General features: G+C 46.4%; 16 protein-coding genes. 13 read left to right on the top strand and 3 right to left on the bottom strand.

The features are described from left to right. Positions 1–4 precede the first annotated feature (4 nt). Positions 5–1,342 carry an SGNH/GDSL hydrolase family protein gene (locus tag ACFS25_RS26095; protein ID WP_381506953.1) on the bottom strand — a complete coding sequence of 446 codons (1,338 nt, stop codon included), beginning with the start codon at positions 1,340–1,342 and terminating at the stop codon, positions 5–7. 223 nt (positions 1,343–1,565) lie between these two features. On the opposite strand from ACFS25_RS26095, the gene lysM reads away from it, so the two are divergent. The 13 genes from lysM to ACFS25_RS26030 all read left to right on the top strand — a co-directional run bounded on the left by lysM (position 1,566) and on the right by ACFS25_RS26030 (position 13,002). Beyond that, positions 1,566–2,033 (top strand): peptidoglycan-binding protein LysM, encoded by a 468-nt coding sequence (gene lysM / locus ACFS25_RS26090; protein WP_381506950.1) that lies wholly within the window; start codon positions 1,566–1,568, stop codon positions 2,031–2,033. 149 nt (positions 2,034–2,182) lie between these two features. Continuing rightward, complete coding sequence (locus tag ACFS25_RS26085; RefSeq protein ID WP_381506947.1) at positions 2,183–3,094, top strand: DUF937 domain-containing protein; 912 nt, start codon at positions 2,183–2,185, stop codon at positions 3,092–3,094. Between the two features lie 418 nt (positions 3,095–3,512). Further along, entirely contained in the window at positions 3,513–4,397 is an 885-nt protein-coding gene (locus tag ACFS25_RS26080) for a S1 family peptidase (protein ID WP_381506945.1), read from the top strand. A gap of 128 nt (positions 4,398–4,525) precedes the next feature. Further along, positions 4,526–4,960, top strand: coding sequence for an OsmC family peroxiredoxin (locus tag ACFS25_RS26075; protein WP_381506941.1), 435 nt, complete (start codon positions 4,526–4,528; stop codon positions 4,958–4,960). Between the two features lie 69 nt (positions 4,961–5,029). Then, on the top strand, positions 5,030–6,115 hold the full coding sequence (locus ACFS25_RS26070; RefSeq protein WP_381506938.1) for a M20 family metallo-hydrolase: 1,086 nt from the start codon (positions 5,030–5,032) through the stop codon (positions 6,113–6,115). Between the two features lie 93 nt (positions 6,116–6,208). Continuing rightward, on the top strand, positions 6,209–7,594 hold the full coding sequence (locus tag ACFS25_RS26065; protein WP_381506935.1) for an alpha-L-fucosidase: 1,386 nt from the start codon (positions 6,209–6,211) through the stop codon (positions 7,592–7,594). Between the two features lie 141 nt (positions 7,595–7,735). Further along, the gene (locus ACFS25_RS26060) at positions 7,736–8,716 is read left to right on the top strand and encodes a type I phosphomannose isomerase catalytic subunit (RefSeq protein ID WP_381506931.1); all 981 of its coding nucleotides are present in this window, start codon (positions 7,736–7,738) and stop codon (positions 8,714–8,716) included. A gap of 125 nt (positions 8,717–8,841) precedes the next feature. Continuing rightward, complete coding sequence (locus ACFS25_RS26055; RefSeq protein WP_381506928.1) at positions 8,842–9,627, top strand: L-fucose dehydrogenase; 786 nt, start codon at positions 8,842–8,844, stop codon at positions 9,625–9,627. A gap of 41 nt (positions 9,628–9,668) precedes the next feature. Then, complete coding sequence (locus ACFS25_RS26050) at positions 9,669–9,995, top strand: L-rhamnose mutarotase (protein ID WP_381506925.1); 327 nt, start codon at positions 9,669–9,671, stop codon at positions 9,993–9,995. Positions 9,996–10,140: 145 nt separating this feature from the next. Then, positions 10,141–10,614: a hypothetical protein gene (locus ACFS25_RS26045; RefSeq protein WP_381506922.1), complete on the top strand. Its 474-nt coding sequence runs from the start codon at positions 10,141–10,143 to the stop codon at positions 10,612–10,614. Then, complete coding sequence (locus tag ACFS25_RS26040) at positions 10,611–10,811, top strand: helix-turn-helix transcriptional regulator (protein ID WP_381506919.1); 201 nt, start codon at positions 10,611–10,613, stop codon at positions 10,809–10,811. Before ACFS25_RS26045 ends, ACFS25_RS26040 begins: the two co-directional genes overlap by 4 nt. A 4-nt stretch (positions 10,812–10,815) precedes the next feature. Further along, positions 10,816–10,974: a hypothetical protein gene (locus ACFS25_RS26035; RefSeq protein WP_381506917.1), complete on the top strand. Its 159-nt coding sequence runs from the start codon at positions 10,816–10,818 to the stop codon at positions 10,972–10,974. 114 nt (positions 10,975–11,088) lie between these two features. Beyond that, a complete protein-coding gene (locus tag ACFS25_RS26030) occupies positions 11,089–13,002 on the top strand; it encodes a CocE/NonD family hydrolase (protein ID WP_381506914.1) in 1,914 nt (637 codons plus the stop codon). Between the two features lie 126 nt (positions 13,003–13,128). Here ACFS25_RS26030 and ACFS25_RS26025 read toward each other — a convergent pair whose 3' ends face one another. Then, entirely contained in the window at positions 13,129–13,728 is a 600-nt protein-coding gene (locus ACFS25_RS26025) for a GDSL-type esterase/lipase family protein (RefSeq protein ID WP_381506911.1), read from the bottom strand. A 63-nt stretch (positions 13,729–13,791) separates the two neighbouring features. Beyond that, positions 13,792–14,415 carry a hypothetical protein gene (locus ACFS25_RS26020; protein WP_381506908.1) on the bottom strand — a complete coding sequence of 208 codons (624 nt, stop codon included), beginning with the start codon at positions 14,413–14,415 and terminating at the stop codon, positions 13,792–13,794. Between the last annotated feature and the right edge of the window lie 62 nt (positions 14,416–14,477).

Here is a 14,477-nt window from a genome sequence, read left to right as displayed (position 1 = left end):
TAGGTTATTGTTGCAGCAGTACACGGCGGTAGGATGCAGAGTTCACCTGCGGAATAGTCGCGCTATACTTGGCATTGATTTGTTTAATAATTTCGTTGGCCATCAGCGCATAACCGGCGGGTGTCAAGTGAATGCCATCAAGGCTAAAAACGCCACCCTGAATAAAACTGGATGTATACGTAATACCATTTTGCGTGAGTCCACCAGCCGCAGCTACCTGACTTAAAACAGCATTCGGATCAGTGTAGGCTACCCCTTTAGCATCGGCCTGTGCCTTCATAATGCCATTGTAGGTAGTAATACTGGCGTTTAGAGCAGTTATTTCACCAGCATCCAATACAACATTATTTGTCAATGGGTTAGTTGGAGTCAAGCCGTATGGCCCTAGTTTAGTTCCGACTGATGCACTACCAATTGTGGCATAGTCAGTGGCATTAGACAGCATCAACAAATCGCCCGCCTGTGTAGCACGAATACCACTAGCCGTTTGAATGACCAATGCTGTTATGGGCGTAGTTGGCTTCACAAGAGCATTAATCTGTGCCAATACTAAAGGTATTGTTATTGTAGAGAAATAGGGTGTCGTCGTGATATTTGGAATGCCGATTACAACACCCTTGCGACTGCCTTCTGTTAATTTATTTATGGCTGCGGTGAAGTTTGTCGTGAATAAGTCAGTAGGCGTCAAGGGTGTAGAACCTCCGGTTGTGGCATAGCCGAGTGCATCGTTATTGCCAAGCCAGCACGAGAAGAACGTAGCTCCGTTCAGGTTATCACTCATGTACTGGAAATAAGTAGTAGCCGGGTTTGCGACTAACCGTTCAAAGTACGGATTTCCTCTTGTAGAGCCGTAACCTACTGTTAGGATGTCGGATACGCGGATACCTGGAACACCTAAATTCTGATTAGCATCCGTAAACTTAGCTAATAAAGGGGCTGCTGCAGTGCCACCTACTACGGCACCCGGCGCCACCTGTCCAATTGATGTAATCAAGCTGGTTGGATCAGCGAGCGACGGAACCCGAATTAGTTTCAAATAGCCTGAGCCAGCGGCCTGCGCTACCGTAAATAAGGGTTGCACAAAAGCACCACCACCGACGGTTGAAAACTGACCAGCCAGAATGCTGGGATACGAATTGAGCTGGCTGTCTCGATAAAGACCCCCGTCAGCATAACCCGCTGTCAGCGAGTTGCCCACCGCTACGTACTTCGTAAAGTCAGCACTTCCCTTAGTTGGTGTTATACTACTGGCAGTTGGATCAATGTCATTATTTGTACAAGCGTTTATGCTGACGAACACTGTCAACACTAGCCCCCACCGGAACCTATTCTTTAATTGCATTCGACTACGTATGTTGATTGTGAAAATATATAGATAAACTTGTAAAAAAGAACGTAAAAGTAACTCCTTTCTGCATATTATAAAGGTCGATTAGAGCTAAAATCCTGTAGGACGAAGCATATTTTATTAAACAAACCATAATCCTAACTGGTTGTTTGTCACGAATGAGTTAGCGTAATTGCCAGCCATTTAATATATGTTCCATTAAAACCGTATCAAACAAATGGGTCTCTTATCATTTTTTAAAGGTGTAGGCGAGAAAATTTTTCATAACGATCAGGTAACTCCTGAGCCCGCACAAGCCGAAAAAGTTGAGCCAGTACGCGCTCAGGCACTGCTTGACCATGTTAAGCAATTAGGACTGGCTTATAATAGTTTGACCGTTAAAACAAAAGGCGATACAGTTACAATAACGGGTTCAGTGAAATCTCAGGAAGATTCTGAGAAGATCGCCTTAGCCGTAGGTAATGTAGAAGGTGTAACAGCTGTAGATAATCAACTGGCTGTTGATCAACCAACACCAGAAGGCAAATACTACACTGTGAAATCAGGGGACTCGCTGTCGAAAATTGCTAAAGAAGTATATGGTGATGCCATGAAATACGGTGTCATTTTTGAAGCTAACAAACCAATGCTGAAAGATCCAGACCTGATTTATCCAGATCAAGTATTACGGATTCCACAACTGTAATTGTAGTGAAGTAAGGTATAAAAGGCGTAAGGTGTAAGTTGGCAGAATAGCCTGATTTATATCTTACGCCTTTTATGCTTTAATAAGCTCTTCTTTCCGAACATTCGGGCGTATGGTCGGTTTTATTGATCTCAACTCAATAAGAACTTATGGCCGTTCATTTAGTATCTTACCTCAAGGAACAGTTTACGCCCGCTACTGTTGACAAGCTTAGCGTTGCGCTGAGTGAATCGCCTGATAACACCCTGAAGGCCATCAATGGTGCATTGCCAACATTACTTGGGGGGATAACCCGGCGCGTTCAGGCAACGGGTGGTGCATTAACACTGGTTAATTTTTTGGACAAGGGCGATTACAGCAAAACTCCCCTTGATGTGAGTCAGGTAATTGACACGACTCAGGCTATCGATGAGACAACTGCGGCTGATAGGGAGTTTCTCGATCATGTTTTTGGTGATAATCTCACCCGCACTGCCGAACTTATCAGTGTATATAGTGGCACAAAGCCGCAATCAGCCATGACCATTCTGGGTCTGGCTGGATCGATATTGATGGGAGTTTTGGGCCGTCAGGAACAGGAAAAGGGACTAACTGCCGATAGTCTGAAGACCTTGTTACTCGGCCAGGCAACCGAATTTCGGCAAGCTTTACCAAGCGGTCTGGATGGCGTTGGTAGTTTGCTTGAGTTTAGTGAACTGGTCACGCCTACGGGTCCGCAAACCGAAGTTCAGGGTGCCGACAATCTCAGCGGCACAGTTATCAATCCTAATATTCCGAAAAGTACCGAAGGTGACCGGCGCCAAGAAAATGTGCGGTGGCTCCGTTGGGCTATGATTGCTATTGCCGTATTGATACTGGCGCTGCTTATCCAAAAGTGCAGCGAAAACCAAAACGGTACGGATGGTATAAGCACCGACTCTACGGCTCGTGTCGAATCAAATGCCGTTGAAGATACGTCGGCAGCTACGAAAGAGAGTGTCCGGGAAGCACACGGAGAAGTAGGAGATTCAACAGCTTCTGGTCCACTTGGTATTCGAGATTCATCGAAAATTAACCGATAATGCTTTCCTGTTTACTGGTACGTTTTACATCAACGCTTGAAACCCATAATACATAATTGAATTCAGCACACACGATCCTGGTTAATTATAACCTGCATCGTTGGGGCAAGCCTGACAGACTGAAGCTGTTCCGGCAATAAGAAAGAAGAGAAAACGGAAACGACTACAGCGGCCAGCGACAGTTCGGTATTTGGTCGGCAGGGAGACACTACTAACAATAGTTTAAACACCCCCGAACAGGCTCCGCCCGACAGTGGCGACCGGGGTGCTGTTGTTCCGGCTGAAGTAAAGGTGACACCTAAAAAGTAAGGTAGCCCGTCAGCCAGTTAGTAAACCGTCGTAGCGGTAAGTGAATATGGATTAGTTAACTTGCGCGCTCACTTACCGCCATAGCGGTTTACCAACTGGCTGACTTTTTATGTTTGTTGACGCCATTGAACGCGTTAATTTGTTTACCCAACCCATGCATTCCATTGTTCGGCTCTACGGCCACAATGAAATTGTACCCGGTACAGCCACGCTATTTTTTGTGAATGAAGAAGGGTGGGCCATTACCTGTAAGCACGTTGCCGACCTCATCGGGCAAAGCGATACTATTTATCATAACTACCTGGCGTTTCAGGGTGCCCGCCGGGTAGCCTTACGAGAGAAGAACGCGGCTCACCTTATTAGCCAGCTAGAAACGAAATTCAAACTTACCGCCGATACGATTATTCGGGTAAGAAACAATTTTATTAGCTGCGTCGACCAGTTTCAAAAACTAAGTATCGAGTCGCACCCCACGCAGGATCTTGCCTTATTACGCTTTGAAGGCTACAATCGGTTATTATACCGCTCACACGCCGTCTTCCTGGGCGATACCAGTCGGGTAAAACCGGGCCGGAGTTTATGCCGATTGGGGTATCCTTTTCCTGAGTTCACCAATTTCCGTTATAACTCCGCTACCGACGATATAGAGTGGACAACAACGGGGCGACTTACCTCACCTACGTTCCCAATTGACGGAATTGTAACGCGGCTGTCGGGCGAAAATAACGTTGTTTTGGGTATAGAAATGAGTACACCCGGTCTGCGTGGTCAAAGTGGCGGGCCTTTATTCGATACGAGTGGATTGATTTATGGCATGCAATCGGCGACACGCCATTTGCACATGGGCTTCGATATTGAAGATCAGGAAGTACTCGTCAATGGACGTAAAAGCCGCGTGTCAAATTACCCATTTCTAAATGTTGGTCAGTGCGTTCATGTGGATGTAATCAAAGCCTTTTTGCGAGAGAAAAAGGTAAAATTTTACGAAGCTTAGGCCAGTGCTTTACCTAATAAGTAGCTTGTTTGAGCGTTACTTACGAAGAGTTTAGCGAAAATAAAACTCTCCCAAATATTTTGGCGTTAGCCAACCGGATGCCACAAACGCGCATTCACTACACAATTATGTTAAAACGCAGAGCTTCGGCAGTTTGGAAAGGTGGCCTACAGGATGGCACAGGAACAATGTCGTCATTCAGTGGGGCATTAAGCAATACACCCTATTCGTTTAAAACCCGGCTTGTTAGTGAAGACGGCAAAGCGGGCACAAATCCTGAGGAGCTACTGGCCGCTGCCCATGCCGGTTGTTATGGTATGGCGGTAAGCGCAACCATGGGACAGTCTGGCTTCACGCCTGACGAACTAAGTGTTAATGCTACGCTGACGCTGGATACCGATACGCTGACAATCACGGCGATCGAGTTGCAGATTACGGGCAAAGTGCCGGGTATGTCGGCGGATCAGTTTGATAAGGTGGCAGAAGATGCGGCCAAGATGTGTGTTATTTCGAGAGCACTCAATCCATCTATTCAGGTAACGAAAGTAGCTACCCTGCAATAGACAGGCACAATTGATTGAGGAAAGATTTTATCGCGTTGGCCGTATCTTTGAGCGGTCAACGCTTTTTTTATGCCCCAACTTACTGACACGCTCACGCAGCAAACGATTCTGGCCGATGAAGCTCTCGCCCTGCTCAAACGCCTGATTGCAACCCCCTCGTTTAGTCGGGAGGAAGATCAGACGGCTAGTGTAATCGAAGCGTTTTTTCAGGAAAAGCAGATTCCATTTATCCGGCTGAAAAACAATGTATGGGCGCAGAACCGTCACTTCGACTCGGCAAAGCCAACCTTGTTGTTAAACTCGCACCACGATACGGTTAAGCCGAATAAATCGTGGACCCTCGATCCGTTTGAGCCTATGGAGCGCGATGGTAAACTGTTTGGTTTGGGCAGTAATGATGCCGGGGGGTGTTTGGTATCGTTGCTGGCTACCTTCGCGTACTTTTATGGCCGGCCCAATATGGCCTATAATATAGTGATGGCTGCTACGGCCGAAGAAGAAATTTCGGGCCGTGATGGATTGGAACTGTTATTGCCTGAATTGCCCCTCTTCAGCTTTGCCATTGTTGGCGAACCAACAGAAATGCAGTTGGCTATTGCCGAAAAAGGCCTGCTTGTGCTCGACTGTACGGCTCATGGTGTAAGTGGTCATGCCGCCCGCGATGAAGGCGATAATGCAATTTACAAAGCGATTCAGGACATCAACTGGCTCATGGCGTACCAGTTCCCAAAGGTCTCGCCAACACTGGGGCCGGTAAAATTATCGGTGACAATTATAAACGCCGGAACGCAGCATAATGTAGTGCCGGACACTTGCACGTTTACGGTAGATGTGCGTGTAACGGAGCAATACACCCTCGAAGAAGTTGTTGAAACGATTCAGAACAATATTCAAGCTGAGGTGAAACCACGTTCAATTCGGCTCAAACCGTCATCTATTCCCGTCGAACATCCCATTGTGCAGGCCGGTCTTGCCCTGGGCCGACATACTTATGGGTCGCCTACCACATCGGATCAGGCCGTGCTAAACTGCCCATCACTCAAGTGTGGGCCGGGCCACTCCGGGCGGTCACATTCAGCAGATGAGTTTATTTACTTGCGCGAAATAACTGAGGGCGTAACTGGCTATATTCAGATGCTGGAACAGGTGCTTTGATCGATTGAGCTGAAAAAACGGTACCACCTGTATCGACTGCAAAGGATTTAATGCCTTCTTTGTAACTCAAATGTCTATTCCAGCCCCAACGCTATGAAGCATATATGCCGTATAGGCTTAGTTGTTATTAGTTTCTTAAGTTCACTACTGAGCTATTCCCAATCGAGTGTTGGATCTGCTAACCAATCGTTGCCCAAGCCTACACCGCGCCAACTTGCCTGGCAACCACTAGAAACCACCGCCTTCCTCCATTTCACAGTCAATACATTTACCGATAAAGAATGGGGCGACGGCACCGAAAGCCCATCAATTTTTAACCCCACTAAACTTGATGCCCGCCAGTGGATTAAGGCGCTGAAAGATGCTGGGTTTAAAATGGCGATCATTACGGCAAAACACCACGATGGATTTTGTTTGTGGCCATCGAAAATGACTGATCATTCGGTTAAGAGTAGTCCGTGGAAGAACGGGAAGGGTGATGTAGTGAAGGAAGTAGCCGATGCCTGCCGCGAATTTGGTCTGAAATTCGGTGTTTATCTGTCGCCCTGGGATCGCCATGAACCTCGCTATGGTACAGCCTCCTACAATGATTATTATAAAAGCCAACTGCGTGAATTATTGACCAATTACGGTCCTATTTCGGAGGTGTGGTTCGATGGCGCTAAAGGCGAAAATGCGAAGAACATGACCTACGATTTTGCAGGGTATTGGGCTTTAGTTCGTCAGTTGCAGCCCAACGCGGTCATGTTCTCGGATGTTGGACCCGATGTGCGCTGGGTAGGTAATGAATCGGGCAATGCGGGTGAAACCTGCTGGTCAACGATCAATACCGAGGGCATGGCTCCCGGCAAAGCTGATGCTAAATACTTGAATCGGGGTGATGCAACGGGCAAACAATGGCTTCCAGCCGAAACCGATGTGTCCATTCGTCCGGGCTGGTTTTATCACCCTGGCGAAGATACAAAAGTTCGGTCGGGGCAAAACCTGGTGAATCTATACTATCAATCCGTGGGTCGGAATAGTTTGCTGTTACTCAACGTGCCGCCTAATCGGGAAGGATTATTCTCGGATCCAGATATAGCTAGCCTGCGCGATTTTCGGCGTATTCTGGACGAAACGTTCAAGCAGAATCTGGTTGCAAAACAACCCGCGCTAACCGACAAAAAACTGGCTACGTTCACAACATTATCGGCTAATCAGCCCTTAACGATTGACCTCGGCGGGGAGCAATCCTTCGACCGAATATCGATTCAGGAAAACATTGCTAACGGGCAGCGCGTTGCCAGTGGCCGGGTCGAGTATTGGGACGGTACGAATTGGAAGCCGCTTCAAACGTTCGCGACTGTCGGCTATAAGCGACTTATGCGCTTTCCGGTGGTGACATCATCGAAACTACGTTTGTTCATCACCAATGCGAATGGACCGGTGCAGTTGGCAGAAGTCGGTGTGTTTAAAGCCTCGGCGCGGGAGAGTGACTAAGCAACAATTGTCGGACACAATAGGTTAAGGATGATTAATCGACATTAAATAATAGCTCGTTTTCCCAAATGGGAAGACGTCTATTGTGTATTTCCTTCGTAGCCATTCTTCACTATTCATTTTTACTTCTTTATTGTCATCATGCTATATCCGCTCACGTTCGAGACCATTTTTAAAGACAAAATCTGGGGTGGTCAGAAGATCAACACCATTCTTGGGAAAGATTTTTCTCCATTGCCCAACTGCGGTGAAACCTGGGAGGTATCTGATGTTGACGGTAATCTTTCGGTCGTAAAAGAAGGTAGTCTACAAGGAAAATCCCTTCACGAATTAGTAGAACAGTATAAAGGGGAGTTAGTCGGGCAGCATGTGTACGAACAGTACGGCAACCGATTTCCTTTACTGGTCAAATTTATCGACGCTAACGACGACCTCTCAATTCAGGTACACCCCGACGATAAGCTGGCGGCAGAGCGCAAAAGCGGCTTCGGTAAAACCGAGATGTGGTACATTATGCAGGCTGACGAAGGAGCAAAACTCAATTCGGGCTTCAACCGGGAGGTTACCAAAGACGAATACGTTAAAGCTGTAGCTGATAATACCATTCAGGATATTTTAAACATTGAACCGGCCCAACCCGGCGACGTGTTTTTTCTGCCTGCTGGCCGTGTTCACTATATCGGGAAGGGATTGCTGCTGGCTGAAATTCAGCAAACATCCGACACGACGTACCGGATTTATGACTTCGACCGGGTGGATGCTACTACTGGTCAGAAGCGCGAACTTCATACAGAGTTGGCCGTTGATGCTATCAATTACCATCACTACGATCAATATAAGACCCAGTACGACAAGAAAGTAAACGAAAGTGTTAACGCCGTAACGAGCGATTACTTTGTAACGAACGTACTGAATTTCAACGAAGAAGTTGAGCACGATTACACCCATATTGACTCGTTTGTAATTTTGATTTGTGTGGCAGGGGCGCTCACCATCGAAGCGCCCGGAGGTTACAACATAGCGCTCAAAATGGGTCAGTGCGCCCTGATTCCGGCATCAGTCGATAACGTTACACTTGTACCCGATGGCGATATGACAGTGCTGGAAACGTATGTTCCCTAGTTTGAAACCTTTATTAGTTTCAAAAACCTTACAATTTGACTTGCAAAGACGAAAGGAGAAAAGGCACTGGTTTGTCTTTCTCCTTTCGTCTTTGATGTTTTCTAGACGTAGTAAATCGACAAAAAATGAATTTAAACCTAAAAGATAAAATCATTATCGTTACGGGTGGGGCCAAAGGCATTGGCGAAGGAATATCGACGGTACTAGCGGCAGAGGGAGCCATTCCGGTTATTATTGGCCGAAGCGAGGACGACAACTTACTAGCCGTTAATACTATCCGGGCCGCTGGCGGTCAGGCCTACCAGTTTGTTGCTGAATTAACCCAACCCGATGATTGTCGGAGGGCGGTAGAGCAAACTCTGGCTCAATTTGGGAGTATCGATGGATTAGTCAATAATGCGGGCGTAAACGACAGCGTAGGGCTGGAAAATGGTTCTTATGAAGGCTTTGTAGCTTCGTTGCACAAAAATTTGATACATTATTACCTGATGGCCCATCACGCGCTGCCCGCTCTGAAAGCGTCGAAGGGAGCTATTGTAAATATTGGCTCAAAGGTGGCCGAAACGGGTCAGGGAAATACATCTGCTTATGCAGCTGCTAATGGCGGACGCAACGCGCTGACCCGTGAATGGGCGGTTGAATTACTACCCTATAGTATCCGCGTTAATTGTGTCGTGGTGGCTGAAAGCTGGACTCCGCTCTATGCTAATTGGATCAAAACACTGCCTGAACCAGAAAAAAAACTTCAGCAGATTGTCTCGAAAATTCCCCTCGAACACCGCATGACAACGACTGAAGAACTGGCTAATACGGTAGCGTTTTTGTTATCGGATAAATCGAGCCACACTACAGGCCAGCTTATTCACGTAGATGGCGGCTATACTCATCTGGATCGTGCCATTACAGATTAATTTTTAGTCTGTACAGTCTACCCATTATAAATCAGGTAATTATGCGCTATTGCCTTGCCCTTGACCTCAAAGATGACCCGGCTCTCATTGCCGAATACGAACGCTACCACCAACGAATCTGGCCTGAAATTGAGGCAAGCATCCGTGAGTCGGGGATTAATAATATGGAAATTTACCGCATCGGTAACCGGCTGTTTATGATTATGGAAACCAACGAGACGTTTTCGTTCGATGCCAAATCAGCCGCCGATGCTGCTAACCCAAAAGTACAGGAATGGGAACAAATGCTGTGGACCTATCAGCAGGCTCTACCAATGGCTAAGCCAGGAGAAAAATGGGTACTCATGGAGCAGATTTTTGAACTTTAAAGAACAGCCTATTTACTGACTGGAAACTAAATCTGTTGGACTATCGCCAATGTCCAATAAAAAAATTGTGCCTATATGTAAAGTTTGCTTGCTATTTTAATAAGTTAGCTTTACGTTTGTTATGTCAAATAAACTTTACATATTCATGAGAACGAAATGGCTTTTCCCGCATCGTTACCGCTTCATTGGCTGGATTATTTTCGTTCCATCAGTCCTTCTGGGTCTGGCTTCTATGTATGCTGACTTTACCATTCGTTGGCTGGTCGTTGACATTCTAAATGAGTCCAGAACAGTAGAGCTTGGCAATTCAATAACTCACTTAGTCGATATTCAGAATCTGACCGACGAAATAGCTGCTATAGGTGTCATTGCTGGCTTGCTGCTTATTGCTTTCTCGAAAGAAAAAACAGAAGATGAAATGATCAGCCAGCTCCGGCTCGAAGCCTTGCAGTGGAGCGTATATGCCAACTACATTATCCTGGTAATCGCCATTTTGACGGTATATGACACCGCGTTTTTTAATGTCATGATCTACAACATGTTTACGGTCTTACTAGTCTTTATCATCCGGTTTCGCTGGCTCCTCTACCGAAACAGTCATCAGCTATTGGCTCTATGAAAAACCGACTAAAAGTAGAGCGGGCAGAACATAATCTGTCGCAGGCAGAGCTAGCCGATAGAATTGGGGTGAGTCGGCAGACGATTAATTCAATTGAAACAGGCCGCTATGTTCCCTCAACTATTCTGTCCCTAAAACTGGCGCAGGTATTCAGCAAACCGGTAGAGCATATCTTTACACTCGAAGAGACTGATTGATACCATGCCGAACCTGTATATCATGGCCGGGCCAAACAGTGCCGGTAAGACAACAACTGCTTATACGCTTTTACCTGAAATTTTAAGTGTTTGGGATTTTGTTAATGCCGATGAGCCGGGCCGCCGTCGCGGTAGGTTGGCGCAGGTGAATAACTCCTCCTAAAAACTATATGTATCTTCTAAACGCCCGACTGAATCGGGCGTTTTTTGTTGGTAGGCAATATTGTTCGTATCACTATCTTTACGCTATTAACTCCATCAATACCCGTTAACTACTATGAAACATTGGCTTTACTCACTAGTCGCGCTGGCGCTGACCCTTCCGGCGCGGGCACAAGTGACATCGACTGGCAACTTTGTCCACGATAATTACCAGAAAGTTGAATACAAAATCCCGATGCGTGACGGCACCAAACTACACACTGCGGTGTATGTACCCAAAGATGCGTCGGCGACGAACAAGTATCCGTTTATGATGCAGCGGACGTGTTACAGCGTTGCTCCTTACGGCCCGGATGCCTATCCAACGTCAATAGGGCCGTCGGGGACGCTCATGCGCGACAAGTTTATTTTCGTCTATCAGGATGTACGGGGCCGATGGGCATCGGAAGGAACCTGGACAAACATGACACCAACCGTTACGGATCAGCAAACGGCTGTGGTGGCGAAAGGTAAAAAGAAGGCTACTAATCCTGTTAACACTACGGCTGTTGATGAGAGTTCGGACACCTACGATACCATAGAATGGCTGCTCAAAAATGTGCCGAACAACAATGGCCGAGCTGGGCAATGGGGCATTAGTTATCCTGGTTTCTACACGGCGGCTTCGTTGCCTAACGCGCACCCGGCTCTCAAAGCAGCATCGCCACAGGCACCGATATCCGACTTTTTCTTCGACGATTTTCACCACAATGGCGCATTCATTCAGGCGTATCTGTTTACGTTCCCTGTGTTCGGTATTCAGCATCCAAAGCCTACAACCGAGGCCTGGTATAATGATGAGTTTATAAAAACCGGCACAAAAGATGGTTTCCAGTTTCAGTATGACCTTGGGCCGCTCAAAAACGCCGATAAATATTATAAGGACAATTTCTACTGGCAGGAGACCGTCAACCACCCAAATTATGATGAGTTTTGGCAGAAACGAAGTCTTTTGCCGCATCTGAAAAATATTCGTCCTGCTGTTATGACCGTTGGCGGCTGGTTCGATGCCGAAGATCTGTATGGTCCGTTCAACATCTATAAAACTATTGAAAAGAACAGTCCTGGAGCTTACAACACTTTGGTGGTAGGTCCATTTGGACATGGCCGATGGTCGCGCGAAACCGGGCATACGTTACACAGCAATGTATATTTCGGTGATAGCATCGCCACTTTCTATCAGCGGAATATTGAAGCTAAATTCTTCAACCATTTCCTGAAAGGCGCGGGTGACGGGAAGAGTGGTTTGCCCGAAGCTTACCTGTTCAATACGGGCCGGAACGAGTGGAAAACGTTTGATAAATGGCCAGCCGCCAACGCCCAAACCATGCAGTTCTATTTAGCCAGTAACGGCCAATTAGCACAGCAGAGTGGGAGTGGTTTTTCGGAATTTGTCAGCGATCCGATGAAGCCCGTTCCCTACACAGAAGATATCACGACGACGCAGGGATTTACACCGTTTAATTATATGTCTGAAGATCAGCGATTTGCCGGGCGTCGGCCAGATGTACTCACCTTCCAGACCGATGTACTTACCGAAGATATGACATTGGGTGGCGAAATTACGGCCAAACTCAAAGTCAGTACCACCGGCACTGACGCCGATTGGGTCGTTAAACTGGTTGACGTGTATCCGCCTGACGAGCCGAATCATGCCTACATGCCAAACAAAAACATCACCCTGGGCAACTACCAGCAGATGGTTCGTTCGGAAGCCATGCGCGGTCGGTTCCGAAATTCGTTTGAGAAACCAGAACCGTTTAAGGCGGGTGAAGTGACAGACGTAAATTTTCGCTTGCAGGACGTTTTACATACCTTCAAAAAGGGTCACCGGGTAATGATTCAGGTACAGAGTACGTGGTTTCCCCTTATCGACCGTAATCCACAGAAATATGTGGATAACATCTATAAAGCCGACGCAGCTGATTTTCAAAAGGCAACGCATCGGGTGTATGGTAACTCTGTAATTGATGTACAGGTACTGAAATAATTGTCGAAGAACGAGAAAGCCTACTTATAGTCAAGCTGTTGACTATAAGTAGGCTTTCTCATGAACCAATCATAGCTAACCGCGCTATAAGTGTTTAGTAAAAGAACTGATTTCGCTAGGCAAGCTCTATTTCAAATACGGCTGTATTACCCTGGTCCAACGCTCATAGCCTGCCGGGAGCATATGCAGGCTGTCGGGTTTGAACAAGGCAGGTATGGGTTGACCATTCTTTCCAAGCATAACTGGCCGAATATCCACAAATTGGGTGTTTTTGTGCTTGGCTAAATACTGTTTGATGAGCCGATTGGCAATGTCATTTTCGGGGAAAAATTGCCGACGTGACGGGCTGGATTTAATCGAAATAAAGGTGAATAGAACACCGGGTAATTTCTGGCGAACATGCTGGAATAAAGCGACGAGACGCGCGAAGGTTTGCTGACCGCTTAATTTCCCGCTGGCAATGTCGTTTTCGCCCGCGTAGAGCACAACTTGCTTAGGGTGATACGGGACAATAATCCGATCGGCATACAACAGCACCTGACTCAATTCTGAACCGCCGAAGCCGCGTTGAAGGACAGTTTTCGTCGGAAAATAATTCTGTAAATTATCCCACGCCCTAATAGACGAACTCCCCGTAAACACGATGGCATGTTGGGGTGGGGGCGATACACTGTCAGCTTTCTCAAACGCACGAATCTCGGCCTCAAATGGGCGATCCTGAGACATCGTACACAATGGTAACAGGATGAAAAGAAATGACCGAATTAGTTGGGAGTATATGTTCATTTGTTAGTAAATCCAGAATCTAAATGTATCAATAAGTAACCACGTTTGGTTCATTTTTTCCATCAAAACCAATTCTCCCCGTCCGCACGTACCACCACAAATAAAGCTGCCGAAAAATAGTGCTTTTGTTGTGTCGGCGTTATACGCAATTCTTGATAGACCAAACAGGTAGTAAGGCAACGAATCATCCCATTTTTGTTCGAATGGTTTTTTTCGAAACTGAGAAAGTAATTGAATAGGGTAATGAACCGTAAATTTTACCGGTAACAGAGATTCCTGTTTTGTATGACTCGACAGCTTAACGTTTTCAAATAGCGATGCCCAAACAGGATCCTGTACTTTACGACAACTCGCGGTATCTTTTAAGTAGTGGCAACGTTCCCCTAACATGGCTGTAACCCCAGACCAGCGAGTGTTAGGGCGGATATCGTTCGAAATACTGGTGGTTGAGTCTGTTATAATGATCGTGTCTGCCGAAGAGGCATTTTTGTAAAATGAAAAGCTATTAATGTAAGCAGAATACACCTTATAATCTTCATTTGTAAGGGCAATCGATGAATCAACTGAATGGCATGAACTGATACATACCAACAAGCCGAACAAAAGTCCACGTATAAGCCGAGCCATTATATTGACAAGTTTAAGGTTCTTGTCAATAAGAGTCACTCTGCTAAATTTTCCACAAGGAT

The sequence above is a fragment of the Spirosoma flavum genome (assembly GCF_042686045.1).
Taxonomy (GTDB): domain Bacteria; phylum Bacteroidota; class Bacteroidia; order Cytophagales; family Spirosomataceae; genus Spirosoma; species Spirosoma flavum.
The sequence above is the reverse complement of the archived record's forward strand: the minus strand, read 5'-3'. Positions and strand labels throughout refer to the sequence as shown.

Excerpts from the sequence above, each read along its gene's own strand:
- ACFS25_RS26065 (WP_381506935.1), top strand. The coding sequence starts at position 6,209 with ATGAAGCATATATGCCGTATAGGCTTAGTTGTTATTAGTTTCTTAAGT.
- ACFS25_RS26035 (WP_381506917.1), top strand. The coding sequence starts at position 10,816 with ATGCCGAACCTGTATATCATGGCCGGGCCAAACAGTGCCGGTAAGACA.
- ACFS25_RS26020 (WP_381506908.1), bottom strand. The coding sequence starts at position 14,415 with ATGGCTCGGCTTATACGTGGACTTTTGTTCGGCTTGTTGGTATGTATC.
- ACFS25_RS26080 (WP_381506945.1), top strand. The coding sequence starts at position 3,513 with ATGTTTGTTGACGCCATTGAACGCGTTAATTTGTTTACCCAACCCATG.
- ACFS25_RS26095 (WP_381506953.1), bottom strand. The coding sequence starts at position 1,342 with ATGCAATTAAAGAATAGGTTCCGGTGGGGGCTAGTGTTGACAGTGTTC.
- ACFS25_RS26025 (WP_381506911.1), bottom strand. The coding sequence starts at position 13,728 with ATGTCTCAGGATCGCCCATTTGAGGCCGAGATTCGTGCGTTTGAGAAA.
- ACFS25_RS26050 (WP_381506925.1), top strand. The coding sequence starts at position 9,669 with ATGCGCTATTGCCTTGCCCTTGACCTCAAAGATGACCCGGCTCTCATT.
- ACFS25_RS26055 (WP_381506928.1), top strand. The coding sequence starts at position 8,842 with ATGAATTTAAACCTAAAAGATAAAATCATTATCGTTACGGGTGGGGCC.
- ACFS25_RS26060 (WP_381506931.1), top strand. The coding sequence starts at position 7,736 with ATGCTATATCCGCTCACGTTCGAGACCATTTTTAAAGACAAAATCTGG.
- ACFS25_RS26030 (WP_381506914.1), top strand. The coding sequence starts at position 11,089 with ATGAAACATTGGCTTTACTCACTAGTCGCGCTGGCGCTGACCCTTCCG.
- ACFS25_RS26045 (WP_381506922.1), top strand. The coding sequence starts at position 10,141 with ATGAGAACGAAATGGCTTTTCCCGCATCGTTACCGCTTCATTGGCTGG.
- ACFS25_RS26075 (WP_381506941.1), top strand. The coding sequence starts at position 4,526 with ATGTTAAAACGCAGAGCTTCGGCAGTTTGGAAAGGTGGCCTACAGGAT.
- ACFS25_RS26070 (WP_381506938.1), top strand. The coding sequence starts at position 5,030 with ATGCCCCAACTTACTGACACGCTCACGCAGCAAACGATTCTGGCCGAT.
- ACFS25_RS26085 (WP_381506947.1), top strand. The coding sequence starts at position 2,183 with ATGGCCGTTCATTTAGTATCTTACCTCAAGGAACAGTTTACGCCCGCT.
- lysM (WP_381506950.1), top strand. The coding sequence starts at position 1,566 with ATGGGTCTCTTATCATTTTTTAAAGGTGTAGGCGAGAAAATTTTTCAT.
- ACFS25_RS26040 (WP_381506919.1), top strand. The coding sequence starts at position 10,611 with ATGAAAAACCGACTAAAAGTAGAGCGGGCAGAACATAATCTGTCGCAG.